At 45.4% G+C, this 12889-nt stretch carries 8 protein-coding genes; 4 read left to right on the forward strand and 4 right to left on the reverse strand.

Features of this window, described 5'->3' with window-relative positions; genetic code table 11:
• Positions 1-205: 205 nt before the first annotated feature.
• The 3 genes from AB6E51_RS09055 to AB6E51_RS09065 all read right to left on the reverse strand — a co-directional run bounded on the left by AB6E51_RS09055 (position 206) and on the right by AB6E51_RS09065 (position 6030).
• The gene (locus AB6E51_RS09055; protein WP_017063266.1) at positions 206-3595 is read right to left on the reverse strand and encodes a response regulator; all 3390 of its coding nucleotides are present in this window, start codon (positions 3593-3595) and stop codon (positions 206-208) included.
• 216 nt (positions 3596-3811) lie between these two features.
• On the reverse strand, positions 3812-4834 hold the full coding sequence (gene rsmC, locus AB6E51_RS09060; RefSeq protein WP_017066801.1) for a 16S rRNA (guanine(1207)-N(2))-methyltransferase RsmC: 1023 nt from the start codon (positions 4832-4834) through the stop codon (positions 3812-3814).
• A gap of 110 nt (positions 4835-4944) precedes the next feature.
• Positions 4945-6030 carry an AI-2E family transporter gene (locus AB6E51_RS09065; protein WP_017066800.1) on the reverse strand — a complete coding sequence of 362 codons (1086 nt, stop codon included), beginning with the start codon at positions 6028-6030 and terminating at the stop codon, positions 4945-4947.
• Between the two features lie 76 nt (positions 6031-6106).
• Here AB6E51_RS09065 and AB6E51_RS09070 point away from each other — a divergent pair, with 76 nt between their 5' ends.
• The gene (locus AB6E51_RS09070) at positions 6107-6232 is read left to right on the forward strand and encodes a hypothetical protein (protein ID WP_004734537.1); all 126 of its coding nucleotides are present in this window, start codon (positions 6107-6109) and stop codon (positions 6230-6232) included.
• A gap of 140 nt (positions 6233-6372) precedes the next feature.
• Here the strand turns inward: AB6E51_RS09070 and hemL are convergent, their stop codons facing one another.
• Positions 6373-7668: a glutamate-1-semialdehyde 2,1-aminomutase gene (gene hemL / locus AB6E51_RS09075; RefSeq protein ID WP_010436060.1), complete on the reverse strand. Its 1296-nt coding sequence runs from the start codon at positions 7666-7668 to the stop codon at positions 6373-6375.
• 296 nt (positions 7669-7964) lie between these two features.
• Here hemL and erpA point away from each other — a divergent pair, with 296 nt between their 5' ends.
• From erpA to AB6E51_RS09090, 3 genes are all read left to right on the forward strand, one after another.
• The gene (erpA, locus tag AB6E51_RS09080; protein WP_004734539.1) at positions 7965-8306 is read left to right on the forward strand and encodes an iron-sulfur cluster insertion protein ErpA; all 342 of its coding nucleotides are present in this window, start codon (positions 7965-7967) and stop codon (positions 8304-8306) included.
• 339 nt (positions 8307-8645) lie between these two features.
• Positions 8646-9770, forward strand: coding sequence for an efflux RND transporter periplasmic adaptor subunit (locus AB6E51_RS09085; protein ID WP_102331938.1), 1125 nt, complete (start codon positions 8646-8648; stop codon positions 9768-9770).
• 10 nt (positions 9771-9780) lie between these two features.
• A complete protein-coding gene (locus AB6E51_RS09090) occupies positions 9781-12873 on the forward strand; it encodes an efflux RND transporter permease subunit (protein ID WP_372057930.1) in 3093 nt (1030 codons plus the stop codon).
• The last annotated feature ends 16 nt before the right edge of the window (positions 12874-12889 follow it).

Consider the following 12889-nt stretch of genomic DNA (forward strand, 5'->3'; position numbering starts at 1 on the left):
CAGATATGATTGAGAATAGAACGAAAAGTACTGACGGTTACGAGCTCACACTGTACGTAATTGGCGTGAATTCCTCCTTGTTTAAGGGCGTAAAAAAAGTGCGTTGCAAGCGATGGGATTCTACTTTTTGTGATTATTAGGCGTACAAAAAAGCCCACGCTAGGTGGGCTCCATTATTCAAAGTATCGTGATGTTGGTTCAGGGATTAACTGGTCAGTAGTTTCTGAAGTTTATCTCTTAGCATCTCAATATGGGTTCTTTCTGGCGTCTGTTCTTTACAGTGTTCCAGTATGAATTCGATTGAGCTCAGTACCGTTCGCCAGCGAGGGGTTTTCGGTAGGGTTTCTACGCGTAGGTATTTGTCTAGCGTTCGAGTTTGCAGCGTACTGCGGTCTAAGTAGACGCGCCACAAGCCACTCTTCTCGGCGAAAGCGAACTTGGTTTCACCAGTCACCGATTCCCAGTAGATGATGGCATTCGTCATCGCATCGACCAGTACCTCGCGCATTAACTCTTGCTTGTTTTTACCTTCACCGGTTGCCTTGTCAGCAAGACGAGTAAATTCTCCGCCAAGCTCCTTCAACTGTTGCAACTTATCTTTGTCGCCTTCAAAGGCATAACTAGAGAGAGCTTCAACCGCCGTTTCAAGGTTATTGATTCGGTTTGAGTTAACACCACCACCTACATTGAAGATATACATGGTGTCGAGCCCTGAGCCTTCAGGCAGCTTAAGGATGTCACTTGGTATGCGCTGACGTGTATCGTCTATATAGATATCAATATCACCGCAGTAGTGGGCTTGTTCTACCTTAAGGTATTTAGGCGCAATGATCTCGTCGGCCATTGAGCGTTTAAGTTGTTCTTGTCCGCGTCTGAATAGCTTCGCCGCAGCTTCGTTAGCAAAGCGAATACGTTGGTCGTCACGAATACAGATGATGGCTTCAGGTGCCGATTCTAGTTGCTCTAATAAGCGGCCTTGAGTTTCTAACAAGTTAGCCTCAACCATCGCTCTATGTTTGAGCTCGAGTTGCAGTTGGTCGTTTTCAAGGCGTCTTTGTTCAGCTTTGCTTGCTGATAGATGTGCTGTAATTCGAGCCGCTAGTTCTTGTTTGTTGAACGGTTTAGACAAGTAGTCATTGGCGCCAGCTTCGAAACCTCGAACACGGTCTTCTGCTTGGTTGAGTGCCGTTAGCATGATGATTGGCAACTGAGCATGATCGTATTGCTTACGCAGTGCTTCACAAACCTGATAGCCGCTCATTCCTGGCATCATGATGTCGAGTAGAAGCAGCTCTGGCTTCTCTTTCTCAATCAGTTCAATGGTTTCAGGGCCATCACATGCAGTACGTACTCGATAACCTTCTAACTTCAAGAAGCTGTCTAATACTCGCAGGTTAACCGGCTCATCATCGGCGATAACCAATAACGGGCCATCTGGGTTTTCACTGATAACACTGTTTTCTTGTTGGCTGTTATCAATTAAATCAGGCGCTTGGAAGTGCGAGTAGTGACCTGATTCGTTGTAACTGTCTAACTCATCTTGAGTAGCTAGGGGCAGGGTAAAGCTAAACGTAGTGCCGAGCATTGGTTGGCTACTAACGTACAGTGAACCGCCCATTAGCTCGATCAACTGACGACTGATCGATAATCCAAGCCCTGCACCTTGGCGGTAGTTACTCGCATCTTGGCCTGCTTGAATCAATGGCTCAAAGATGTGCTCAAGGTACTCGGCCGGTATACCTTGGCCAGTATCGACAACTTGTACACGAATGTTGTCATCGATAACGCTGGCAGAGATAACAATTTTACCTTCTGAGGTGTACTTGATGGCATTGCCGACCAAGTTATACATCACTTGCTCAAGTCGTTGAGGATCCGATGAAACCAGACCTAAATCACTTGGGACTTGGTTAATAATACGGATTGGCTTATTGCCCAATAGGTGATGAGACAACTCTAGGACCAAGCTGGTGGCTGCCGACAAATCAACGGCTGATTTCTTAATATCTAAGCTGCCATAGCGCATCTTGTGATAATCAAGCAGATCATCAACCAAGGTCGCCAATCTCTGACCGCTATTGATGATGATATCCAACTGATATTTCTGATTAGCAGGAATAGGGCCGTTCGCTCCAGATATCAACGCTTCAGCGATACCCACCATGCCATGCAGTGGTGTTCTCAATTCATGTGAAGTAGTCGCTAAGAACTCATCTTTGAGTTTATTTGCCAGTTGTAACTCTTCGTTTTGCTTTTGAATGGTCTTAAGGTTGTCCTCAAGCTCATCGTTTTGGCTTTTGATGAGCTGCATTTTTTCACGAATAGATCGCTGCATTCTTTCGAAGCTCACCGCGAGTCGGCCTATCTCATCTTTGCGCTCGGTATTGATCATGGTTTCATCGAGATCACCCGCCGATACTTTTTCGGCAGCCCACGTCAGTTTAAGCAGTGGGGATGTGATGAAGTTAGACAGATAGTGCGATGCAACGACTACCAGAATGATCGCCGTTAGCATCACGATCACGAAGATCTTTTCTAACTGATGAATACGGGCAAACGCCTCTTTCTCTGGCAGCTCTACGACAAGAGCCCATGTTGCGTATTTCAGCTCAATTGGCGTATATGCCGCGATGATCGCTTGATCTAGGGTGTTGTCGAAGGTGCCAACCGCTGTTTCGCCAGCCAATGCTTTATCGACAACATCTAGGCTCAAGTTGATAGATTCTTGTGAATGAGCAAGGCTACGCGGCAGGTGATCATCACCTACAAGCAGCGTTTGAATATTCGAACTCTTGTTGAGATCCGCAATCAACTTAGTAATGCCGTTGATTGGTAGCCTAAACATCGCGTAACTGTGTAGGTAGCCTTGTTGAACGATAGGTGCGCCTAGCCATGCGGTCTGTTTGCCATTCTCGTCTTTAAAGTCAGAAACGATAACCGGCGTGTAATCTTCGTTAGATTTGCGTCGGTCGGTTACGTCTTTGGCTAGTCGTTGAAAGGTAATACCTAGGTTGGAGTCCTTGTATTTTCCTGTCAGCAGATTGGTGCCGTAATCGTCATTTTTAAAGACGGAATAAGCGACGTTACCGTTGATATCAACTAAGAGAATATCGTCAAAATCAGAGCGTTTAAGCAGTTCTAGGTAAGCATTATGGTAGCGCTTGTGGAGCAGGCGATAACGCTCGCTGCCAATAAAGCTGCTGGATTCAGGGAGGATCGACGTTTTGATTTGATCGCCAGAGCCTTGAATATAGCGCTGCTGTGCATTACTGCGTGCCTCGTCAATATCTAACCCCAATCGTTGAAATGCATTGATCAAACCATAAAATCGCCCGCCACTGGCATTGGCCAATTCTGAGCGAACAAAGCCCATCACTTGGGATTCTTGAGCTTGTAGGTAATCGACAATTTGCTGCTGCTTAGTATCACGAACCGAAACAAGGTGTGAGGTGCTTTGTTCCTGGAGATCCTGACTGTGCGATTGGAGGAAAAATATCGCGATAAGTGTCACAGGGGTAATACTGAGGACAAGAAATGCCAGCATTAGGGTATTTTGAAGGCGCTTAAACTTCTGCTTACGATAGAATCTAAACATAAATTGGGTACTACTTTCCTTTGATGTACTGCTAAAAGGGGCGAAAACAAGTACAGAGAATAGAATTAACGGGTTCCAATTTAACGAAATTAACGAGTTTTTTTACTTTGACAAGTAAGTGGTATTTAAAGCGTGTGCAAAAGCTCATTTTTATAGAGTTTTGACAAAAATATGAACAGACAGCGCAGATAATGACCCTGCGCTGTGCTAGAGAGGTTATTTGTTTGCGTGATAGATCGCGAATTTAGTGGTCTTATTTAGAGTCGCGCATTTTCCAAACGCTTGTTCAATAATTGGAATGTATTTTAAGAAACTATTCGCAACAATAATCATCTCACCAGAACGCTTCAAATGCTTAGGAGCCTGAGAAAGTAAGGTCTCAGTCGCGCTGTAGCTAGTGTCTAAACCTGAATGGAATGGTGGGTTACTGATGATGAACTGATAGTCTTCTGCAGTATCAGAATAGACATCGGATGCGAAGACTTTACCCGTTAAACCATTCGCTTCTAGCGTTGCTTGGCTTGATGCCACGGCAAATGCACTGATGTCGCACATTTCTAGCTCGATATCTGGGTTACGAGATGCCATCACCGCGCCCAATACGCCTGCACCACAGCCAAAATCCAGTACCTTGCCTTTTAGTTTTGGCAGAGTATCCAACAGAAGTTGGCTACCGACATCGAATTGACCGTGACTGAAGACGCCAGGAAGGCTTTTTACCGTAAGTGATTGCTCACCAATGTTAACCGTGTAGGTCTTAAACCAGTCTTGCAGGTTGAACGCTTGTGGTTGCTCGAAGCATTGACCCCAATAGAAAGAGCAACGACGCGCTGAATCGTATTTAACAACTTTGCCGTAAGGAGCAAACATCTTCTCGATGCTTTTCACGCCTGAACGGTTTTCACCAACCACGACGATCTCGGTATCTTTGCCTAGCTTGGCAAATAGCATCGCCAACAAAAATTCCGCTTCCGCTTTGGCTTTTGGCCAGTACAACATCACTAAGTCGGCTTTGGTCTCTTCGGTAAACTCCGCACCATAGAAACGTTGGATGGTGTTGTAGCCTTCTAATTGACGGTAGTAGCTGTAATTAGAAGTAAACACAGAGACAGATTCACAATGCTTCGCTAACTCAACAGGGAACAAGTCTTCTGCCTCACCGGCAACTAAAACATGTTTGCCTTCAAAGTAGGCGAGTTGGCGTTGAGCAATCTGGCTTGGTGCAATATAAGCTGACATAGGACACTCTGTTGAATCGTTAGCAAAAAATGAGGGCGGATTTTCGCATAATCCGCCCAAAGCTTGAAGTGTTTAATACGGGTTCGCCAATCAAGTTGACGTCAAGTTCGTTAACTCTTGTCTTGCTGGTTTAAAAAGTCCTTAAACTCTTCATCGTAGATGTTGAATAGGACAATGGTAATCGCAAAAATCAATGGTCCGTAGATAAGACCAATTAGGCCAAACAGTTGAATACCACCCAATAGTGAGAAGAAGATCATCAGGGTATTCATGCCTGCACTGCCTTGCATTAGCAGCGGACGCAGAAGGTTATCAATTGAACCAACAATCGCTACACAGTAAACCGTTAGGAAAATCGCCCACGTGGTATCACCAGTTAGGAACAAGTAGGTTGCTGCTGGAATCCAGATTAATGCGGTACCCACAACTGGGATGAAAGAGGCAAAGCCCATCATAGTACCCCAGAATAGACCTGGGAAACCGGCAATCCACATACCTAAACCGCCGGCAAAACCTTGCGCGATTGCGGTTAAGAATGAGCCCATTACTGCTGATTTAGATACTTGTTCTATCTCTGTTAGAAGTTTGTCTTCTTGGCTACGAGACAGCGGCAGAATATGACGAACCACACTGATGATTTTGTCATGATCTCTTAATAAGAAGAACAAAACGAACAGCATCAAGAAGAAATCCATCAAGAAATTGGTTGCGTCACCTAAGATTTTGGCACTGATACCAACTAGCTTAGAACCAAAGCTGGTCGCAAACTCACCGACTTTTTGTGCGATGGCTTGGGGATCAATGTTGTCGAAAGGCAGGTAGTTATTCACAAATGACAGCGCTTTGACCACTAACGGATGAGCAAACAGAGTCTGAATGCCACCGTGGGTCACCCATTGGTAAGTATTCTGAGAGAACAGAGAACCTTGCTGAACAATTGCTGCGAATACTGCCAATAAAGGGATAACAATAATGAAGGTCAGTATGATACAAGACAGCAGAGAGACGATGTTTTCTTTATTCGGGAGCTTTTTTTCAAGCCACTCATGGATTGGGAACATCAATAGTGAAATGATAAAGGCCATCACGATAGAGTTAACGTATGGCTCGATAAGCAAGTAACAAGCATAAGCCGCCGCGAGTAGGGCAATGATGATCACCCAGTGGCTGGAATTGATTTTGAGTTTTTCTGACACGGTAATGGTCTCTATATTTGCGTTCTGAGTTTATAATGGCTGCAAAACAGAGAGTTAGCAATGAGGAGTTTTGATAATGGGATGCTGTAATAAAGATAAGAAATGCCAAGACGAAGAACAGCAAACAAAAAAAGAGATCCCTTGGTTCAGAATGTTCCTTGGTACCTTGATGTTGTTGGTTTTCCTTTTCTGGGAACGTTAATGCTTTTGGTTCAGCTTTAGCCTTAGTCGACGGCTAAATAAGCTGTCATATTTGTGGCTGGTGAGCGCGATATATAAAAAAGGGCTGCATTTAATGCAGCCCTAAATTCAATCGGTTAGCGACTTATAAAGTGCTTTCGATTATTTGCTTTCAGCAGCAATGATCGCAAGAGAGCGGTCAGCAGCTTCTAGTGTTGCATCAAGTTCTTTTGAACCATGAGCAAGAGAAGTAAAGCTTGCTTCGAATGCTGAAGGTGCAAGGTAAACACCGTGATCTAACATTAGGTGGAAGAAGCGCTTGAAGCGTTCTACATCACACTTAGTTACATCTTCGTAGCACGTCACAGTTTCTTGGTCAGTGAAGAAGAAACCAAACATACCGCCAACTTGATGAACTAGCATCGGGATGCCGTGCTTGTCAGCAAGTTGCTTGAAGCCTTTTGCCAACTGCTTAGTTTTTGAAGCTAGACGCTTTTCGTTGCCTTCTTCTCGTAGAAGGTTCAAACATGCGTAGCCAGCAGCCATTGCAACAGGGTTACCTGAAAGCGTACCCGCTTGGTAAACAGGGCCAGTTGGTGCGATGTATTGCATCACGTCTTTACGACCACCGAAAGCACCGACAGGCATGCCGCCGCCAATCACTTTACCAAGACACGTTAGGTCTGGCTTGATGTTGTAGTAAGCCTGAGCACAACCTTCAGCAACGCGGAAACCTGTCATTACTTCATCAAAGATTAGCAATGCACCTTCTTGATCACAGATTTCACGTAGACCTTCGTGGAAGCCTTCTACAGGAGGGATACAGTTCATGTTACCCGCTACTGGCTCAACGATGATACAAGCGATCTCGCCTTTGTTTGCTGCGAAGATTTCACGTACTGAATCTAGATTGTTGAAGGTTGCTGTTAGCGTTAGTTTCGCAAAATCAGCCGGTACGCCTGGAGAGCTTGGTTGACCTAAAGTCAGTGCGCCAGAACCAGCTTTTACAAGTAGGCTGTCTGCGTGGCCGTGGTAGCAGCCTTCAAACTTAAGAATTTTGTCACGACCAGTGAAGCCACGAGCTAGACGAATCGCGCTCATTGTTGCTTCTGTACCTGAGCTCACCATACGTAGCTGTTCCATTGATGGAACCATCTCAGATACCAGTTCAGCCATTTTGATTTCAGTTTCGGTTGGAGCACCGAAGCTAAGGCCGCGTTGAGCTGCTGCAATAACTGCGTCACGAATAACCGCGTGGTTGTGACCAAGGATCATTGGACCCCAAGAGCCAACGTAATCGATATACGCTTTACCATCAGCATCAAAAATAAGTGGGCCATCAGCGCGTTCAACGAAGATTGGAGAACCACCTACGCCATTGAATGCACGAACTGGAGAGTTTACGCCACCAGGAATGGTTTGCTGTGCTTTTTCGTACAGCTCTGCTGATTTGGTCATTGATATATCCTCTTTTGACTGTCGGACCAATTGGCACGCATTGTACCTATCCCTAATCCAACTAGGAATGCTTTCGCCCAGATAATCACCCGAATCTGGTTGTTTTGTGTGGTTACACGTTTTAATTGTTAGATATTGGCGAGTTTACAGCAGTAAAAGGACCGATCCTGTGGTGAATACTTGAACGTTTCAGTCAGGTATTAGATAATCACCAGAATATAAGAAAATACTCAACAACTATGGTCTCGAATTAGATTTGTATCATGTTGTTTTTGACACAGGTAAGAGAGGTTGTCGTGAGCGAAGTAAATATCCCATTGTCTTTTTCTGATGCAGCAGCTACACGCGTACAAACGCTAATTGCTGAAGAAGAAAACCCAGAACTAAAACTGCGTGTATACATTACAGGTGGCGGTTGTAGTGGTTTCCAATACGGCTTCACATTTGATGAAAAAGTAAATGATGGCGACACTACTATTGTAAACAGCGGTGTTACGCTGGTTGTTGACCCAATGAGCCTACAGTACTTAATGGGCGGCATGGTTGATTACACTGAAGGCCTAGAAGGCGCACGCTTCTTTGTGAACAACCCGAACGCGACAACAACATGTGGTTGTGGTGCATCATTTAGCGTCTAACGTGAACTGAAAGGTAGCTTGAACTGAGATCTACATTAGAAATATTTTAAACGCTGAGCTCATGCTCGGCGTTTTTGTTTTTAAGAAATACATCATATAAAACAGACAGTAACTCGACCTATTATAGCCATATACACCAAGAGGTATTTGGGCGGGGAATGTGTAATCTTTATTTCATCTACCTGGCTTATAGTAAACGCCATATTTTTTAAACTGTCGATAGAGTCCAACTTCGTTGGGTGTGGGTCTGTTAAGGTTACCGCTGTGCATCAGGATGTTGCATATGACAGTGTTAAGCTAATTAGCGCGCCTTAATAACATCGGACAAAAGGATTTGCTATGCCCACTCTATTTTCTAACTCTCCACTTTTTCAGAAACTGAAGCAGCCGTGGTTGGTTTCTCTGATTCTAGTTGTGCTGTTGTCGATTTGGCTTGGTTTAGGAGTGGGGCAAGCGGAAGAGTCGTCTGAGAAAAAAGTGACAGAAATTCCGTTGGCGAAGGTCTCTTTTCAAACATTTACTTCATCACCGACCTTTAAAACGATTGATCTCTATGGTCGAACGGCGCCCGATAGACATGCTCGTTTGGGGGCTGAAGTTGCGGGCAAGGTTGTTAGATTGAACGTTGTTAAGGGCGATGCGGTTAAAGTTGGACAAGCCATTGCTCAGATTGATAAAGGCGATTTAGAGATCCAGTTGGAGCGAGCATCTGCGTTATATCGTTTGAAGCAAAAAGAATTTAAAGCAGCACAGTCTTTGAAGAAAAGAGGGTTGCAAGGCGAGATAGCCTATACCATCGCAGAGGCTTCACTAACGGAAGCAAAGGCCATGAAGCGCAATGCGGAATTGGCTTTAAAGAATACTGTGATTACTTCGCCTTTTTCGGGTGTGGTTCAAGATTTGATGGTGGAGCTCGGTGATTTCGTTAGTGTTGGCGATCCTGTTGCTGGCGTGATTGACCTCGATCCTTTGGTTATTGAGGCGGATGTCAGTGAGCGTCATATCCAACATTTGCTAGTCAATCAATCTGCTTTGGTTCGTTTGTTAGGGCGAGAAGAAGCGGAAGGCCGTTTACGCTATGTTTCTCGTATCTCTTCTGTTGCTACTAATACCTTCCCAATAGAGATTGAAATCGATAATTCCAAAGGCCTATTACCTGCAGGTGTCAGTGCAGAAGTAACCCTCAACCTAGAAACAAGAGATGCAATCAAGATTACACCTGCCATGCTGGCACTGGATGAGGCAGGTAACCTTGGGGTCAAAACTTTGGTTTCAGTCGATGACTCACCAACCGTGAAATTTGTAGGCATTCAGCTAGTAAAGGCAGAGCAAGATGGAGTTTGGCTCACAGGACTTGGACAACGCGTCGATATCATCACAGTAGGCCAAGGGTTTGTGCGTGATGGTGATTCGGTGATTGCTGTTGAGCAAGGCGCTGCACTCTCTAACGCAGCCGCAGAGTAGGAGATAACCGATGTATTCTATTATTGATGCAGCCTTGTCTCGCGCTCGAACAATGCTCTCCCTTTTAGCGTTAATCCTTGTCGCCGGTGTCGTCACCTATATCACGATACCTAAGGAATCGAGCCCAGACATTACCATCCCAATTATCTATGTTTCGGTCGGGCACCAAGGGATCTCGCCAACGGATGCAGAACGTTTATTGGTTCGACCTATTGAGCAAGAGCTTAGGTCAATCGAAGGCGTAAAAGAGATGACAGCAACCGCAGCAGAAGGGCACGCCTCTGTGGTGTTAGAGTTTAATGTTGGCGTCGATCTTACTAAAGCGATGGCTGATGTTCGTGACGCTGTTGATCTGGCTAAGCCCAAATTGCCAGAAGATAGCGATGAGCCGACTGTAAATGAAGTTACCCTCGCTTCTGAGCAGCCTGTGTTGTCAGTGGTTCTGTTTGGTACCGTGCCTGAGCGTACCATAGTACAAATCGCTCGAGAGCTCGGAGATAAACTCGAAAGCTATCGCCAAATCCTTGAAGTCGATATTGCGGGCGATCGCGATGACATCGTCGAGATCATTGTCGATCCGCTGTTGATGGAGAGTTACAGCCTAGATCAAGCGGACATCTATAATCTGATTGCTTTGAATAACCGAGTGGTGGCCGCAGGCTTTGTTGATACAGGCTACGGGCGTTTTTCGGTCAAAGTCCCTTCTGTGTTTAACTCTTTAAAAGACGTACTAGAGTTGCCTATCAAAGTGGATGGTAAACAGGTAGTGACCTTTGGCGATGTGGCTACAGTTCGTCGAGCGTTTCGAGATCCTGAAAGCTTTGCCCGTTTAGATGGCAAATCCGCAGTTGTCTTGGATATCAAGAAACGTGCGGGTGAAAACATCATTGAAACCGTTGAGTTAGTCAAAGCGGTAATGGCTGGTGCTCAGCAGCAAGCCGAGTGGCCAAATAACCTATTGGTCAAATACACTTGGGATGAATCTAAAGATGTGAAGATCATGCTTAATGATCTGCAAAACAATATCTTATCCGCCATTATTCTGGTGGTGATCGTTATCATCGCGATTCTTGGTGTGCGTACCGCTTTGTTAGTGGGTATTTCCATTCCAGGCTCATTCCTAACCGGGTTATTGGTTCTTTCGGTGTTTGGCTTAACCGTCAACATCGTGGTGCTGTTCTCGTTGATCATGGCGGTTGGTATGTTGGTCGATGGCGCAATTGTGGTGACCGAGTTTGCCGACAGGCGAATGCAAGAAGGTGAAGGGCGTAAAGCCGCTTACCGAGATGCAGCGAAACGAATGGCGTGGCCAATAACGGCATCAACGGCTACAACCTTGGCTGCATTTGCTCCGTTACTGTTTTGGCCGGATGTAACGGGCGAATTCATGAAGTTCCTGCCATTAACGTTGATTGCAACCTTAACCGCTTCATTGATTATGGCGTTGTTGTTTGTGCCTGTACTCGGTGGTTTGATTGGTAAACCTCAATACGTATCGCCCAAAAGCCAAGCGCGAATGGTGGCACTGCACAACGGTGATTTCTCACAGGCTACAGGCTTAACCAAAGCGTACTACCACACGTTGTCGATTGCGATTAAGCATCCCTTTAAGATTCTTTTCAGTGCCATATTACTTGCGCTTGCGGTGGGTTTTACTTATTCCAAAGCGGGTCTAGGTGCAGAGTTCTTCCCAGAAGTGGATCCGCCATTCTTTAATGTCAAAGTTCGCTCCCATGGTGATCTTTCTATCCAAGAGAAAGATGTCATCATGCGTGATATTGAGTTGATGATGCTCAATCATGATGAGTTCGATACCGTTTATACGCGTACTGGTGGTGATGATCAGATTGGTTTGATCTCGATTACCCCTGTTGATTGGCAATACCGTCGCAGTGTTAAGGCGATCATTGAAGAATTAAAGGTGCACACCGATCAATACGCAGGGGTCGAGATTGAATATAAGTTTCCAGATGCAGGGCCTCCGGTTGAGAATGACTTAGTGATTGAGCTGTCGGCCAAAACTCCTGAGCAGCTCAATCAGGCTGCAAAAATTGTAAGGAACTGGGCGGATGGCAATCAGGCGCTGACCAATATAAGTGATACCGCGAGTAAAGATGGCATCGATTGGAAAGTGGATATTCGCCGAGATGATGCTGCGCGTTTTTCGGCTGATGCGACCTTGGTGGGTAATACGGTTCAATTCGTCACTAACGGGCTAAAGATTGGCGATTACCTCCCAGATGATTCTTCAGAAGAGGTCGATATCTTGGTGCGCTACCCTAATGATAAGCGTGATATCGGGCGCTTCGACCAGCTTAGGGTGAAAACGCCAGCAGGTTTAGTACCTATTACTAATTTCGCTCAGATCGTTCCCGACCATAAGCAAGACACCATTAAACGCCTTGATGGCAAGCGTGTGGTGAACATCATGGCGGATATGGAAGAAGGGTATAACCTTGCTCTCGAACTACCAAAGATCGAACAAGCATTGAGTGAGCTAGGGCTGCCGAGTAGCGTGGAATTTCGCATCCGTGGTCAAAACGAAGAACAAGAAAACTCGTCAGCCTTTTTACAAAGTGCTTTCTTGGTTGCTTTGGCGGTAATGGCTTTGATTCTGATTACTCAGTTCAATAGCTTCTATCAAGCGTTTTTGATTCTGAGTGCTGTATTGTTTTCGACCGTTGGCGTGTTCGTTGGCTTACTGATCTTCCAACGTCCGTTTGGCATTGTGATGTCGGGAATTGGGGTAATAGCGCTCGCCGGCATAGTCGTGAACAACAACATCGTGTTGATTGATACTTATAATCAGCTCATCAAAAGAGGCTTGGACAAGCGAGATGCGATTCTAAGAACCGGTGTTCAGCGTTTAAGGCCAGTAATGCTCACGACGGTTACGACTATCTTAGGTTTAATGCCGATGGTGTTAGAGATGAACATCGACCTGATTAATCAAAAGATAGAGTTTGGCGCGCCAAGTACACAATGGTGGTCACAGCTTGCGACCGCTATTGCTGGTGGTTTGGCGTTTGCCACGGTGCTGACTTTAGTATTAACCCCTTGTTTGTTAATGCTTGGACGGAACAACAAACCTGAAAAACAGTAGCTAGTTGTGGTATGTG

The sequence above is a fragment of the Vibrio sp. 10N.247.311.47 genome (assembly GCF_041467535.1).
Classification (GTDB): domain Bacteria; phylum Pseudomonadota; class Gammaproteobacteria; order Enterobacterales; family Vibrionaceae; genus Vibrio; species Vibrio crassostreae_C.